The sequence below is a fragment of the Pedobacter hartonius genome, assembly GCF_900107535.1.
Classification (GTDB): domain Bacteria; phylum Bacteroidota; class Bacteroidia; order Sphingobacteriales; family Sphingobacteriaceae; genus Pedobacter; species Pedobacter hartonius.
Genome location: NZ_FNRA01000016.1, coordinates 75,158 through 89,285, shown reverse-complemented (window position 1 = coordinate 89,285; position 14,128 = coordinate 75,158). Strand labels below are relative to the sequence as shown.

At 42.5% G+C, this 14,128-nt stretch carries 13 protein-coding genes and 1 tRNA gene; 5 read left to right on the top strand and 9 right to left on the bottom strand.

Annotation, left to right across the window (positions count from 1 at the left end):
* Positions 1–21: 21 nt before the first annotated feature.
* A tRNA-Lys gene (locus BLW16_RS21425) sits at positions 22–94 on the bottom strand.
* Positions 95–321: 227 nt separating this feature from the next.
* Entirely contained in the window at positions 322–2,604 is a 2,283-nt protein-coding gene (locus BLW16_RS21420) for a GH92 family glycosyl hydrolase (RefSeq protein ID WP_090559926.1), read from the bottom strand.
* 182 nt (positions 2,605–2,786) lie between these two features.
* Between BLW16_RS21420 and mnmA the strand changes: the two genes are divergently transcribed.
* Positions 2,787–3,878: a tRNA 2-thiouridine(34) synthase MnmA gene (mnmA, locus tag BLW16_RS21415; protein WP_090559925.1), complete on the top strand. Its 1,092-nt coding sequence runs from the start codon at positions 2,787–2,789 to the stop codon at positions 3,876–3,878.
* Positions 3,879–3,881: 3 nt separating this feature from the next.
* Here the strand turns inward: mnmA and BLW16_RS21410 are convergent, their stop codons facing one another.
* The 3 genes from BLW16_RS21410 to BLW16_RS21400 form a co-directional block, all read right to left on the bottom strand.
* Positions 3,882–4,814, bottom strand: coding sequence for a bifunctional metallophosphatase/5'-nucleotidase (locus BLW16_RS21410; RefSeq protein WP_090559924.1), 933 nt, complete (start codon positions 4,812–4,814; stop codon positions 3,882–3,884).
* Entirely contained in the window at positions 4,807–5,565 is a 759-nt protein-coding gene (locus tag BLW16_RS21405) for a 5'-nucleotidase C-terminal domain-containing protein (protein WP_090559923.1), read from the bottom strand. The genes BLW16_RS21410 and BLW16_RS21405 overlap by 8 nt, the downstream gene beginning before the upstream one ends.
* Positions 5,566–5,692: 127 nt before the next feature.
* The gene (locus BLW16_RS21400; RefSeq protein WP_090559936.1) at positions 5,693–6,211 is read right to left on the bottom strand and encodes a glutathione peroxidase; all 519 of its coding nucleotides are present in this window, start codon (positions 6,209–6,211) and stop codon (positions 5,693–5,695) included.
* Positions 6,212–6,438: 227 nt separating this feature from the next.
* On the opposite strand from BLW16_RS21400, the gene topA reads away from it, so the two are divergent.
* Both topA and BLW16_RS21390 read left to right on the top strand, forming a co-directional pair.
* Positions 6,439–9,036: a type I DNA topoisomerase gene (gene topA / locus BLW16_RS21395; protein ID WP_090559922.1), complete on the top strand. Its 2,598-nt coding sequence runs from the start codon at positions 6,439–6,441 to the stop codon at positions 9,034–9,036.
* A 3-nt stretch (positions 9,037–9,039) separates the two neighbouring features.
* A complete protein-coding gene (locus BLW16_RS21390) occupies positions 9,040–9,444 on the top strand; it encodes a hypothetical protein (protein ID WP_090559921.1) in 405 nt (134 codons plus the stop codon).
* A 2-nt stretch (positions 9,445–9,446) separates the two neighbouring features.
* On the opposite strand, the gene BLW16_RS21385 is transcribed toward BLW16_RS21390, so the two are convergent.
* The 4 genes from BLW16_RS21385 to BLW16_RS21370 all read right to left on the bottom strand — a co-directional run bounded on the left by BLW16_RS21385 (position 9,447) and on the right by BLW16_RS21370 (position 11,981).
* The gene (locus BLW16_RS21385) at positions 9,447–10,145 is read right to left on the bottom strand and encodes a lysoplasmalogenase (RefSeq protein WP_090559920.1); all 699 of its coding nucleotides are present in this window, start codon (positions 10,143–10,145) and stop codon (positions 9,447–9,449) included.
* A gap of 121 nt (positions 10,146–10,266) precedes the next feature.
* Positions 10,267–10,581 carry an RNA recognition motif domain-containing protein gene (locus BLW16_RS21380; protein WP_090559919.1) on the bottom strand — a complete coding sequence of 105 codons (315 nt, stop codon included), beginning with the start codon at positions 10,579–10,581 and terminating at the stop codon, positions 10,267–10,269.
* Positions 10,582–10,831: 250 nt separating this feature from the next.
* Complete coding sequence (locus BLW16_RS21375; RefSeq protein ID WP_090559918.1) at positions 10,832–11,074, bottom strand: hypothetical protein; 243 nt, start codon at positions 11,072–11,074, stop codon at positions 10,832–10,834.
* Positions 11,075–11,210: 136 nt separating this feature from the next.
* Positions 11,211–11,981: a queuosine precursor transporter gene (locus BLW16_RS21370; RefSeq protein ID WP_090559917.1), complete on the bottom strand. Its 771-nt coding sequence runs from the start codon at positions 11,979–11,981 to the stop codon at positions 11,211–11,213.
* A 65-nt stretch (positions 11,982–12,046) separates the two neighbouring features.
* On the opposite strand from BLW16_RS21370, the gene BLW16_RS21365 reads away from it, so the two are divergent.
* Both BLW16_RS21365 and BLW16_RS21360 read left to right on the top strand, forming a co-directional pair.
* Positions 12,047–13,192 (top strand): methionine aminotransferase, encoded by a 1,146-nt coding sequence (locus BLW16_RS21365; RefSeq protein WP_090559916.1) that lies wholly within the window; start codon positions 12,047–12,049, stop codon positions 13,190–13,192.
* Between the two features lie 29 nt (positions 13,193–13,221).
* The gene (locus BLW16_RS21360; protein WP_175470673.1) at positions 13,222–14,028 is read left to right on the top strand and encodes a nitrilase family protein; all 807 of its coding nucleotides are present in this window, start codon (positions 13,222–13,224) and stop codon (positions 14,026–14,028) included.
* Positions 14,029–14,128 lie beyond the last annotated feature (100 nt).

Below are 14,128 nucleotides of genomic sequence, written 5' to 3'. Positions count from 1 at the left end.
TCTCTTTGATATTGTTTCTTGTGATCCCGCTGGGATTCGAACCCAGGACCACTACATTAAAAGTGTAATGCTCTACCAGCTGAGCTACGGAATCAATACCCTTTTTGAAGGACTGCAAAGGTAGAAATTAATATTTTATATGCAAATCATTGTCTGAATAAAACGCATTTAATCATTCAACAGGCTGTTTTTCAGTAGAATTATTTTCAGCACAGTATTTAAATATACGAATGAACAGAACAATGATATACTATCTGGACGCAGATAAACAAAAAGGGCAGGATGACGATGTCTCCTGCCCTGCTGTTCTTTTAGCAAATCCTATCTGGCGGGCTTACTGCTCATGTAAAATGTAAGTTTCCCTCCATTGATAATATCCGCATGTTTAATGGTCTGTGTAATTACAGGCGTGCCGTTCAGCAACACCTTTTGTACATACACATTCTTATCACTCTGGTTGATGGCTTCTACGGTAAAGGTTTTGCCGTTCTCCAGCTTAACCACAGCAGATTTAACTGCAGGACTTCCCAGAGAGTATTCATCAGACCCCGGTGCCACAGGATAAAAACCCAGGGATGAGAAAATGTACCAGGCACTCATCTGTCCGCAATCATCATTCCCTCCAAGGCCGTCAGGTGCATCCTTGTATTGCATTTTCAGGATCATCCTTACACGTGATTGTGTTTTAGAGGGCTGACCGGCCCAGTTGTACAGATAGGCCACATGGTGTGCAGGCTCGTTTCCATGCACATAACCGCCAATAATACCCTCCCTGGTAATATCTTCAGTCTCTGCAAAAAATTCATCCGGCAGGTGCATCGTGAACAGGGTGTCCAAACGGCTTGCAAATTTCTTTTTGCCTCCCATATGTTCAATCAGTGACGCCGGATCCTGCGGTACAAAGAAGCTGTAGTTCCATGAATTGCCCTCAATAAAACCCTGTCCGTGTGTACTCATGATATCGAATTTCTTTTGAAAAGTACCGTCAGCCATTTTAGCGCGCATAAAGCCGGTAGAAGGGTCAAAGTTATTTACCCAGTTTCCCGAACGTTTCGTGTATTCCTGATAAATATCCTGCTTGTTCAGCTTCTTTGCCAACTGTGCAATACACCAGTCGTCATATGCATATTCCAAAGTATTGGATATTGAAGTCCCGCTTTTTTCAGCAGGGATATACCCTTTATCAATATAATCACCTATGCCGTCATAGTCTCTATGGTTTGACGAAATGATACAGGCCTGTAATGCGGCTTCAGCATCACCATCATAAACCCCTTTGATCACCGCATCAGCGATGACTGAAACACTGTGATAACCGCTCATACACCAGTTGTCATTGGCAGAGTTAGACCACACCGGCAGCATTTTCAGCGCGCTCTGGTCATAATGCGCCATCATCGACTTTACCATATCATTGTTTCGCGAAGGCTGTATGATATTGAAAAAGGGGTGTAAAGCACGGTAGGTATCCCATAACGAGAAGGTAGTATAATTCGTGAATCCCTTAGCCGTGTGAACACCCTGGTCCAGTCCTTTATATTCACCATTTACGTCGTTATACGTGGTAGGGTTAATAAAAGCGTGGTACATGGCCGTATAGAAATTCACCTTATCCTCTTCATCCGTATTAACAGTGATCCTATTCAGCTCTTTGTTCCATTCCGCCCTGGCCTGTTTTTTTACTTGTTCAAAATCCCATCCCGGTATCTCAGCCTTCATATTGGCCAGTGCATTTTCCTGGCTTACCGGCGATATCGCAAACTTGATCTTTATCTTTTCCTGATCAGCAGTGCTGAAATCGAAATACATCCTCATCTGCCGGCCTGCAAGTTCCGGGAAGTTCTTTGTCTGGTCAAATTTGCTCCAGAAACCACGGTATGTCTGTTTGCGGTCGTAATTCTTCTGACCGTAAGATTTGAAAGCTTTGGAAAAAGACATAGCAAAATATACCGTTCTCGTTCTCGCCCAGCCATTGGTTTGACGGTAACCGGTAATCAGGCTGTCATTTACCACACGTACATAGGTCCATACATTTTTATCGGGATAATTGTAGATCCCCGATATGAGGTCAAGGATAATGTGCGACTGATCAGATTTTTTAAAAGTGTACTGGTGCATCCCCACCCTTTTTGAGGCTGTTAGTTCTGCAACAATGCCATCATCATCCAGTTTCACTTTATAGTAACCAGCCTCAGCAACTTCATTCTGATGAGAAAATGCAGATCTGTAGCCGCTCTTAGGGTCTGCTGCGGTGCCGGGGTTCAGCTGCAGTTTGCCCTGGCTCGGCATCACCAGGAAATCACCCAGGTCAGAATGGCCCGTTCCGCTGAAATGCGTGTGGCTGAAACCAACTATAGTAGGATCTTCATATTTATAACCGGCACAATATTTATAGACATCCCCGTTATATTTGCCATTTAGCTCATAGGAAATCGTGTCGGTTTCAGGACTTAGCTGTACGGATCCGAACGGTACTGTTGCGCCGGGATAGGTATGCCCCATTTTCTGAGTTCCGATGATAGGCTTTACATATTTCGCCAGATCCTGCTGTGCATTCACAATAAATGGAATAAACAACAAACTGCAAATTAATTTTCTCTTCATTTATCAATACGTTTTGTTTATTTTTTTAAGCCCCTAATATATTACATTAAGTTTAAAATAGCATATCTCATCGGGCTATATCATTTAGTCGTTACACAATTCATCCTTTTTACAACTATCTGACGGCTGAAAAACTGAATGTTTCAACAAAATCAGTTATTTTTGCACCATATTTTTTTATAATGAGTAAAAGGGGCAGAATTCTGGTAGCCATGAGTGGCGGTGTTGATAGTTCAGTTGCAGCAGTGATGTTACATGAACAGGGGTATGAGGTAATCGGGTTAACGATGAAGACCTGGGACTATGCTACATCAGGAAGCAGCAGTAAGGAAACCGGGTGCTGCAGCCTGGACAGTATCAATGATGCACGTACCCTGGCAGTCAATTACGGCTTCCCGCATTATATATTAGACATCAGAGATGAATTCGGCGATTTTGTAATCGACAATTTCGTAGATGAATACCTTGCCGGACGCACCCCAAACCCTTGCGTGCTTTGCAATACCCACATCAAATGGGAAGCATTGCTTAAACGTGCAAATAAACTGGATTGCGAATTTATTGCAACAGGACATTATGCCAACATCAGACAGCATACCAATGGAAGACATGTCATTTCCAAAGGACTTGATGAAAACAAGGATCAGTCCTATGTGCTGTGGGGTGTCTCACAGGAAAACCTTGCACGTACAAAATTCCCTCTGGGTTCTTTTGCCAAATCGGAGATCAGACAGATGGCAATGGAAATGGGCCAGGAAGAACTTGCAAAAAAGAGTGAAAGTTATGAGATCTGTTTTGTTCCTGAAAACGACTACCGTTCATTTCTTAAACATAAGGTTGAAGATCTGGAAGAGCGGGTTGCGGGCGGTAACTTCATCAATAGTGACGGAATGATCGTCGGGCAGCATAAAGGTTATCCTTTTTATACGATAGGGCAACGTAAAGGTTTAGGAATCGCTTTTGGCGAACCGATGTTCGTTACGCAGATCCTTCCTGAAAGCAACACAGTGATGCTGGGCAGAGCAGAAGAGCTGGAAAGAGGAGAAGCTATGGTGCGTAACCTTAATTTGATTAAATATGACAGCATTACAGAGCCAATGGACAATGTAGTTACTAAAATAAGATATAAAGATGCAGGAATGCTGAGCACAATCGTTCAGGAAAAAGACAAAATGCGTGTGGTTTTTGACCACAATGTCTCTGCAATAGCTCCCGGGCAGTCGGCAGTATTCTACGAAGGAAATGATCTCCTGGGAGGCGGCTTCCTGATTTAAAGGTTAGCTATCCAGATGTTCAGATATCATATAGGGTGGAGAAGCGAGTAATTTCTTCCCTCTGTATGATTCAAAATGATAGTCTATACGACCTAAATTTATTCCCGCAAAACCAACCTGGTTAATTGTTGTAATATTTCCTGACCTGTTCTTTACATCCTGTGGTTTTGCCATAAAGGTATGGGTATGCCCGCCAATGATCAAGTCAATATGGTCATTGTTTTGAGCCAGCACCTGGTCAGACACCGTGTTATCAAAATATCTGTACCCCAAATGTGAAAGGCAAATGACCAGGTCACATTTAAGTTCATTTTTCAGCAGGCCGGCAACTTCATTCGCTTTTGCAACCGGGTCCTGGTAGATCGTGCCCCCATAGTTTTTCTCTCCCACCAATCCTTTCAGTTCTATACCTAACCCGAATACACCGATTTTCAACCCGGCTTTATTAAATACTTTATATGGACGTGTAGACTGATGAAGGACGGTATCTGAAAAATCGTAATTACTCACCAGGATGGGGAAATTTGCATACGGCAGCTGCTTGTAGAACCCCTCTACCCCATTGTCAAAATCATGATTACCCATTGTTGCTGCATCATAACCCATATCGCTCATGAGCTTGATCTCCAGCTCGCCACCATATAGATTGAAATATGGCGTTCCCTGGAAAATATCACCTGCATCAAGCAGCAATACATTTTTTTCTTCTGCCCTTATCTTTTTGATCAATGCTGATCGTCGTGCTACGCCCCCAAGCCCCTGATTCCTGGATCCATCCATGGGGAAAGGCTCTACACGGCTGTGAACATCATTGGTGTGCAGGATGGTAAGCCTTTTGACCTCACCACTGGCCAGCGCATCAAGGGAATTAATACTCAATGCCGCTGCTGCTGCAACGATACCACCATTTTTTACGAATTTTCTGCGATTAATCATGACTGATCCTTCTATCTAATTTTGAGCTGACCTTTTCACCAGCGGCCTGTTTTTCCTTTATATATAAAATCAATGCATCCCGCACCTTCAATCCTAAAACTTTCCGGGATACGGGTTGCTTAAAACTATTCAGGTTATCGCCACCACCAGCAATATAATCTGATGTAAGTACATGATAGTTTCTTGTAATATCAAAAGGCTGGTCGTTGATCTTTACTTCTACAGGCTTGCTGTCTTTAATTATAAGACTGAGGCCCGAAACAGGTTGCCCGCCTGTACGTGCAATAAATTCCAGCAGCGACTGCACATCACTTCCTTTCAGTTCAAAAACCAGCAGTTCATTCTCAAAAGGCATCAGTTCAAAAACGTTGGACAGTGTGACGGCACCATTTGGAAGGTCGTTACGTATGCCACCATTTGTACTCGGGATTGCAAAATCTATAGAAGGATCAATTTTTTTTGCTTCAGCGAGAGAAGCATCGGCGAAAAAGTTGCCCAGAAGGGATTCACCACCTACAGATGTTTTGCTGAGCGCAAGGTCTGTATGTCCAATTACAGCATTCATTTGGGAGTCAAGCCTTAGTTTATAGGGAAGATATGTTTTGATGACCGCACTATCTGCCGCTATAGTACTGGCTATTCCATATTCGGTTCGGTTCGACTTTACTACCCTGTAACTTTTACTACAGGAAAATAAGAGGCCAGATCCTAAGACCAGTGTGAGTGCCCAAACCTTTACAAAACTTTGCATACATGAAATTGAGTTGCAAATTTAATTCAATTTCCGGCAAAGCATCCAAAAAAAGGAGAAATCTCCTGAATGAAATTTCTCCTTTTAACTGAACTTCGCGTTTCAGTCGTTCGTTCTACATACCTGATTACAGGTTCTTGGTGATCTCCGGGCTTAATGGTACCACTTTAGAACGAAAACGGTGAACAAGCTGTCCTTTTTCATTGATCAGAAATTTCTCAAAATTCCAATTGATATCACCTGTAAAGTCAGGATTGCCTGCAGTGGTCAGGTATTTAAAAATCGGATTAATGTCATTTCCTTTCACACTTACCTTTTCGCTCAATAAAAAAGTAACGCCAAAATTCTTTTTGCAGAAATCCTGGATCTCGGTATTCGTTGCCAGTTCCTGGCCACCGAAATTACCTGCCGGGAAGCCGATAAGAACAACGTCGTTACCATATTGTTTGTGCAATTTTTCCAGGTCTTCGTACTGTGGAGTATAGCCACATTTCGATGCCGTGTTCACGATGAGCATTTTTTTACCTTTGAATTTCGACAGCTTAACCTCTTTACCATCAATTGTTTTCATGGTAAAATCATAGATGCTTGCAGGTGGAGATGGTGGGGTAAATAATAAACTAAAGAGAATAACTAGTAGGTTCATAGTTTTGATTTTTTTATGATAAACGAATATATGTACAAATATTTTATACATATATAATAATACGGTAAACTTATTCCGGCAACATCAATTTCCGGTACAATAGTGCGTTTGGTTTTGAGAAATAGTCAATATTTTTTATCGGCCAAATGACCCTTTTTCATATTTATTCTCGATAGAATTTGGATTATAGCCTTATTTATAGTTTTATTTGCAGAAAAACGTTCTGAATGGCCAAAAATTTATTAATAGTTGAATCACCGGCGAAAGCAAAAACAATAGAAGGGTATTTGGGTAAAGATTTCCTTGTCAAATCTAGTTACGGGCATATCCGTGACCTGGTTAAAGGCGATATGGGAATCGATACAGCAAATGACTTTGCCCAAACCTATGAGGTGCCTGCTGATAAAAAGCAAGTCGTAGCAGAACTTAAAAAATTAGCTAAGGAAGCCGAAATGGTATGGTTAGCGTCCGATGAGGATCGTGAAGGAGAAGCTATTTCATGGCACCTTTACGAAACACTGGGATTAAAAGAGAATAAAACCAAACGTATTGTTTTTCATGAGATTACCAAGCCTGCCATATTAAAGGCTATAGCATCTCCGAGAACAATTGATTATAACCTGGTAAATGCACAACAAGCAAGACGTGTACTGGACCGCCTGGTGGGCTTTGAACTTTCACCTGTCTTATGGAAGAAAGTTAAACCTTCCCTTTCAGCAGGCCGCGTACAGTCGGTAGCCGTAAGGTTAATCGTTGACAGGGAACGTGAAGTAAATAAATTCAATGCTGCTGCCGCTTTTAAGATCACTGCCAAATTTGCCACCGGTAAAGGCAGGGAGCTGGTTAAAGCAGAACTGCCACAGCGTTTTGAGCAGGAAGCAGATGCTGAGAAATTCCTTAATGACTGTATCAATGCCAGTTTTAAGATCAGCAGCCTGGAAACTAAACCTGCCAAACGTAATCCTGCAGCCCCATTCACAACCTCTACCCTACAGCAGGAAGCTTCCCGAAAACTGGGATTTCCGGTTTCAAGGACAATGCAGGTAGCACAGCGTTTATATGAAAGTGGAAAGATCACTTACATGAGGACAGACTCAGTAAATTTATCTGAAACCGCACTTACAGCAGCTGCAAATGAGATCAATTCTGCCTACGGACAAAAATACCATCAGCCAAGAACCTATAAAACTAAATCCGCGGGGGCGCAGGAGGCCCATGAGGCCATCCGCCCTACTTACTTTGATCAGCATACTGTCACAGGAGATAGTTCGGAGCAACGCCTGTATGAGCTGATCTGGAAACGTGCCATTGCATCGCAAATGAGCGAAGCACTGTTTGAAAAGACAACTGCCCATATTGCAGTAAGTACCCGTGCAGAACATCTGGTGGCTGAAGGAGAGGTAATGAAATTCGACGGGTTCCTGAAAGTATACCTGGAATCAAGCGATGATGAAGAATCTGAAGAAAGCGATAACGAAAATATTCTTCCTCCGTTAAGCAACGGCCAGGAGCTTTTACTTCGGGTGATGAACGCTACCGAGCGTTTCTCCCGCCCGCCTGCAAGATACACAGAAGCAAGCCTGGTGAAAAAGCTGGAAGAACTGGGAATTGGACGTCCCTCTACCTACGCACCAACCATTTCCACGATACAGAACCGTGGTTATGTGGTAAAGGAAGACCGTGACGGCCGTAACCGCTCTTTCGGGTCGATCATACTGGAGGAAGGCAAAGTTACCAAAGCCATAAAAACCGAGATCACCGGAGCCGAAAAGGCAAAACTATTCCCTACTGATATTGGTGAGGTAGTAAATGACTTCCTGGTTGAACATTTTAAAGGAATCGTAGATTTTAACTTTACGGCTAACGTAGAGAAAGAATTTGATGAGATCGCCCAGGGCCTGCAGAACTGGACTAAAATGCTGCATGCGTTTTATACTCCATTCCATAAAGAAGTAGAAGTCACTACTGAAACGGCAGACAGGGCAAACGGGGAACGCCTTTTAGGTGTAGACCCTGTCAGCGGAAGAAATGTTTATGCTAAGGTTGGCAAGTTCGGCCCGCTGGTACAGATTGGTCAGGTGGATGACGAAGAAAAACCAAAATACGCGAGCCTGATGAAATCTCAGTCAGTAGGCACCGTCACACTGGAAGATGCACTGGAGCAATTCAGGCTGCCTTTCCATCTGGACAACTACAGAGACAAAGAAGTTTCTGTTGGCGTAGGCCGCTTCGGACCTTATGTGAAATGGGGAGAAACCTATATTTCTATTCCTAAAAACGAAGACCCTCTTACGGTAGACCAGCCCCGTGCGGAGGCGATCATCAGTGAAAAGATCACTGCTGATGCTCCTGTGGCGCACTATGATGGATTACCTGTAACTAAAGGCACAGGCCGCTTCGGACCTTTTATCAAGTGGAACGACCTGTTTATCAACGTGCCAAAAGCATACAATTTTGATACCCTTTCTGACAATGACATCAGGGAGCTGATCGCTAAAAAAGTAGAAAAAGAATCCAACCGTTTTATCCAGCAATGGCCAGATGATAAGGTCGCTATCGAAAACGGCAGATGGGGAGCATTCATCCGTTTTGGCAAAGATATGCTGAAACTGGGCAGAAACCCTGCTACCAATGAGAAGTATACACCTGAAGAACTTGCGGTACTTTCTCTTGATGAAGTTAAAAAATTAATTGTAGAACAGGTACCAAATGCCTTCGAGCCAAAAACTAAGAAAAAGGCCGCCAATGGTACGAAAGTTGCGGCCACTAAAGCACCTGCCAAAAAAGCACCTGCGAAAAAGAAGGCCGTAGCCAAAAAGAAATAAACTATGAAGAAGGATCTGCCTGAAAATATTGTAGAAGACATGGCCATGGCAGTGGTACTTATGAGTGAAACACCAGAGGTAAAGAACTGGACCGTTTACCTGCTGAATCTGAAAAATATACAAATCGACAATGTACTGATCAGTTCTAAAGGATACGGTGAAAAAGATGGCAGAATAGTAAAAACCTCTGTACTGCGTCATTTTCTGGGTGATATTCCCGCAAATTCCTTTAAAGGTGTAGAAGCGATCGATACAGAAGTATTTGGCTTAACCAATGAATATTGGTTAAGCTATTATATCAATGGCACTATATATGACAAGAAATTTATCTTTTTACCGGAAAGCATTGTGGATGATAACATGATCAGAATACCACTGGTTAATAAACCGGGGGTAATGATCAAATAGTATTAAACTGCTGTTTGAGTATGTATCAGTTTTCTCTCCACCCCGCCCGTGATAATAAGGCATTGGGCAATCATATAAACTGCGCTGATCAGCAGATCAGCATGAATAAAAGGTTTGATAAAATGTACCTGCGCCATCAGCGCGTCTGCCAGAATAAAGAAGAGCACACCTGTAAGAACCAATTTGAAGCTCAGTGAATTTACCCGCTGATTTCTAAAAGCAGCCATCATTACCATCAGGGCTCCTGTAAATACACAAATCAGCACCGGTAGTTTTAGCAAAGGCAAATGAGGCCTGAGATAAAAATAGAATGCTGTAAAGACCACGGCACAACTGCCAATGGCAATCCTCGCTCCTTTTTTATCTAGTTCCTTTGCAGACAGGAAATCAAGGTAAAAGGCACTGATGTAAAATACGTGGCAGATCAGAAAGGCAATAAGCCCATAAAGGAAATAGGATGGATTATAGTTGCAAAGCATCAGCAGGGTATCTCCTGTTAACGCAAAAACAAGTCCTGTAAATAGTCTTTGATGAAACCGCCCCTTAAGCGTTGTCGATAAACACAAAAATGTGAGCAACACCAATGCAATTGCAGGCTTAACTGCAAAGTTTAACCTTGTCCAATGCCAATATTCGGCTGCCAGCACCAATACAAATATCAATGCATAGGCAAGTTTGAACACCGGAAATTTTTTCAGCATAAAAACTAGCTATAGTTCAATTATACCATCAGAATGATGATTAAGAACAAGGAATTTTTTATTAAATAATCCCTTGTTCTCTATGTGATGATAGAAAATTCAGTCCATAGAAAAAAGCTAATTAATAGCTTCTTTCCCTGTTGTTATTGTTGCGTTTGAAACCACCACCACCAGCGTTTCCGCCACCAGTACCAGGTTTCTCCTGTGCTTCAGCAACTTTGATCCGGTTACCATTGTAGTCACCACCGTTCATTCTCTTGATCGCTTCTTTAGCCTCCTCGTCAACTGGCATCTCTACGAAACCAAAACCACGACTCTGACCAGTTTCACGATCTTTGATAATCCTAAGTGATTTTACCTGACCGAAATCGCCGAACACGGCTGTTAATTCATCTTCCCCTACTTCTAAAGGAAGGCCTGTAATAAATATCTTCATTAATGTCTAAAAATTTTCCTCAAAGGTACAAAAACCGTACCTTTTTTTTGCTATATTTTGTAAGGAATCCGTAAAAAAGCAGATTATTTTGATGTTTTTTCGAATGTGAACGACAGATGACAAAATACCGGCGTTTAAATCCGTTAACTTAAGGTGAAAGGTTTAAACTAAAAAATTTTTTTCGAAGGTCTCAATGGTCATGTCTGCCGTGTTGTACAGTGGTGTATGAAATTTTGTCCGCTGTCAGCCGCTAACTTAATATAGCTCCCGGAATTTTAATATTCCGCTCCATACAAAAGTCCCTGCCCTCATAATTCCATTCCAGCAGCACTTTCCATGACCCACCGGGTATATCCTCCACCGGAATCACCAAAGAACCATCCTCGTTACTACGCAGGAATTTTATCTCATGCTTAATCTCCGGGTTCGACACACAGTTAAAAAAAACTTTTACTGCTACCGGGTGGTCGAAACAAAAAGTCAGGGTTTTCATAATGTCAGGTTTAAACTTTATGGACTTTCGGCTTTTGTAGAACAATTACAATAGAAAAGTTAACAAAATATCCTTCAATTTCATAACAAAATACTATCAAACAATGTTTTAAAATAAATTGTGGAAAATGAGTTTATTATCCCCTTCCTGCCATTTTGATCATTCTGCCGGCGAGATCTTTCCCCAGGTAGCGGTCAATAATACCATGCACAATATATAATACCGGCGTCATCAGTATAGCCACCAAAAACTTATAAGTATAATTCACCAACCCTATAGCAGCCACCATCTGCCAGCTCCAATGGTATTGAGGGTTTAAATAAAATGCAATAAAAATAACCACAAAACTATCAATCAGCTGTGATACCAGTGTAGAGCCAGTAGACCTGAGCCATAACGCCCGCTCACCGGTGATCTTCTTGATCCGGTGAAAGATGAGGACATCGGCAATCTGCCCCACCAGAAATGCAACGATCGATCCGACAATGATCCACATTCCCTGACCAAAAATTCCCGAAAACGCGTTATTCATATTCAAGTCTTCTCCGTTTATATTTTGATGGATCCAGAAGTCGGACGCATTAAGATGCATTGCCCCCCAGATGGCAAGGAAAGCGTAGGCAATTAATGCAGAAGTCAATATAGAAAGGAAGCGTACCTGTCTTACGCCAAAATATTCATTGATAATGTCTGTCATGATAAAAATAATAGGCCAGGTCAGCACTCCGGCCGACATGTTAAATGATAAGTTGGGAACCCCAAGCAGATTGATATCAAAATGTTTGATTCCCAGCGTACCTTCCACACTAAATATTTTTACTCCGATAAATTCTGAAAGAATGGCATTAGCCACAAAGAAGGTTCCTAAAACGAGCAGCAGCCTGCTCTCTTTTGTTTTAAAAGTCATAGTCCATGAAATTATTAAATAAATCGTAATATCCGATAGGAAATATTTTATAATTTCGTATTTACATGATAGCTACCAACTCGAAACTCCCGGGAACATTTACAAATATTTTTTCTGTAATGTCCCAGTTAGCGGCGGAACACAATGCGATAAACCTTTCACAAGGTTTTCCTGACTATGACTGTGATCCTAAGCTGATAGAATTTGTTGCAGGAGCAATGAAGGGCGGGCATAATCAATATGCGCCCATGACAGGCACCCCTGCTTTAAGGGAACTGGTTACTAGCAAGGTCAACACCCAATATGGCTCTGATTACAATCCCGATACAGAGGTTACCATCACTGCCGGCGGCACACAGGCTATATTTACAGCCTTAACGGCATGTATCCAGCCTGGTGACGAAGTCATTATCTTTGAACCCGCATATGACGCCTACGCACCGATTATACGGTCGCTCGGCGGCCTGGTCAAATCGTACGAAATGGCCCCTCCCGATTATAGGATCGACTGGGAGATGGTGAAAAAGTTGTTTACCGCGAATACCAAGATGATCATTCTGAACAGTCCGCATAACCCAACAGGAACGGTGCTTCAGGATGAAGACATCAGGGCACTCATCAAACTCCTTAAAAATAACGATGTGCTCATCCTCAGCGATGAGGTATATGAACACCTTGTGTTTGACGGGGAAAAACACAGGTCCATCGCATTATATCCTGAATTGAAAGAACGCAGCTTTATTACCGCTTCTTTCGGAAAGCTGCTGCATGCTACGGGATGGAAAACCGGATATTGCCTGGCTCCGGAGAACCTGATGAAAGAATTCAGAAAAATCCATCAGTTCAATGTATTCAGCGTAAATACCCCAATGCAGGTCGGCATTGCCAATTACCTGCAGGATCCTTCCACTTACCTGGGGCTGGCCGACTTTTTCCAGCAGAAGCGCGACTTCTTCCGTGGCCTTCTCAGCCAGACGAAGTTTAAAATGTTACCTTGTAAAGGTTCCTACTTTCAATGCGTAACCTATGATCATTTCAGTGATGAACCTGACACCGTTATTGCCAGGCGCCTGATCACTGATTTTGGCGTTGCCGCTATCCCGGTTTCGGCATTCTACACCAGGAATACAGACCACAGCGTGCTGCGTTTTTGTTTTGCGAAGAAGCAAGATACATTAGAAAAATCCGTTGAAAGATTAATGAAACTTTAGTTTTTACATATCCCTTACCGAAACAACATATGGAAAGTCCTAGTTATCTCAATATCAATAATCTCAAAATCACCATTTTTCAGGCTTATTTATTTTGGGAAAATGTTGACAAGAACCTGCAGAACATTTCCCTGCGTTTATCCATGGGGGTAAAGGAAAAAACAGACCTGATCGTGCTTCCCGAAATGTTCAATACCGGCTTCAGTATGAATGCTGCGGAGCTTGCAGAAGAAATGGATGGTAAAACCATGACCTGGATGGCACAGGCTGCTGCCAGATACGAATGTGTGGTAACCGGAAGCCTGATCATTAAAGAAAAGGATAACTACTTTAACAGGATGATCTGGATGCTTCCCTCCGGAAAACACCAGTATTATGATAAAAGGCATCTCTTTGGGATGGGCGAAGAAGATAAGACTTATACAGCAGGACACGAAGAAGTGATCGTAGATCTGAAAGGCTGGAAGATCAGGCTGGCAATCTGTTATGATCTCAGGTTCCCTGTATACCTGCGTAACCATGATGCTGCCTATGATATCTTACTGATCATTGCCAGCTGGCCGGACAAACGGATATCCCATTGGAAAGCATTGATCCCTGCACGGGCGATAGAGAACCAGAGTTATGTGATCGCTGTGAACCGGGTAGGCCATGACGGCAACGAGCTTTATCACAGCGGCCACTCCATGTGCATCGATGCCTATGGCAATACGGTATATTACAAACCTGAGGACGAAGACCTTTATACCTTTAGTATCAATTATGAAGAGATGGTGAAGATAAGGCAGAGCTTCCCTTTCCTGAAAGATGCAGATGATTTTACACTGTCCGAATAAGGGGCAGCACGATCTGATTATAAATCCGGCCTCCCGCCGGATTTTCTTTTTATAAGCTTTTAACAATAGATATTTTTAGGTATTCTTGTGCCCTGAAATA

Coding starts and splice junctions, on each gene's coding strand:
- BLW16_RS21420 (WP_090559926.1), bottom strand. CDS start 2,604: ATGAAGAGAAAATTAATTTGCAGTTTGTTGTTTATTCCATTTATTGTG.
- mnmA (WP_090559925.1), top strand. CDS start 2,787: ATGAGTAAAAGGGGCAGAATTCTGGTAGCCATGAGTGGCGGTGTTGAT.
- BLW16_RS21410 (WP_090559924.1), bottom strand. CDS start 4,814: ATGATTAATCGCAGAAAATTCGTAAAAAATGGTGGTATCGTTGCAGCA.
- BLW16_RS21405 (WP_090559923.1), bottom strand. CDS start 5,565: ATGCAAAGTTTTGTAAAGGTTTGGGCACTCACACTGGTCTTAGGATCT.
- BLW16_RS21400 (WP_090559936.1), bottom strand. CDS start 6,211: ATGAACCTACTAGTTATTCTCTTTAGTTTATTATTTACCCCACCATCT.
- topA (WP_090559922.1), top strand. CDS start 6,439: ATGGCCAAAAATTTATTAATAGTTGAATCACCGGCGAAAGCAAAAACA.
- BLW16_RS21390 (WP_090559921.1), top strand. CDS start 9,040: ATGAAGAAGGATCTGCCTGAAAATATTGTAGAAGACATGGCCATGGCA.
- BLW16_RS21385 (WP_090559920.1), bottom strand. CDS start 10,145: ATGCTGAAAAAATTTCCGGTGTTCAAACTTGCCTATGCATTGATATTT.
- BLW16_RS21380 (WP_090559919.1), bottom strand. CDS start 10,581: ATGAAGATATTTATTACAGGCCTTCCTTTAGAAGTAGGGGAAGATGAA.
- BLW16_RS21375 (WP_090559918.1), bottom strand. CDS start 11,074: ATGAAAACCCTGACTTTTTGTTTCGACCACCCGGTAGCAGTAAAAGTT.
- BLW16_RS21370 (WP_090559917.1), bottom strand. CDS start 11,981: ATGACTTTTAAAACAAAAGAGAGCAGGCTGCTGCTCGTTTTAGGAACC.
- BLW16_RS21365 (WP_090559916.1), top strand. CDS start 12,047: ATGATAGCTACCAACTCGAAACTCCCGGGAACATTTACAAATATTTTT.
- BLW16_RS21360 (WP_175470673.1), top strand. CDS start 13,222: ATGGAAAGTCCTAGTTATCTCAATATCAATAATCTCAAAATCACCATT.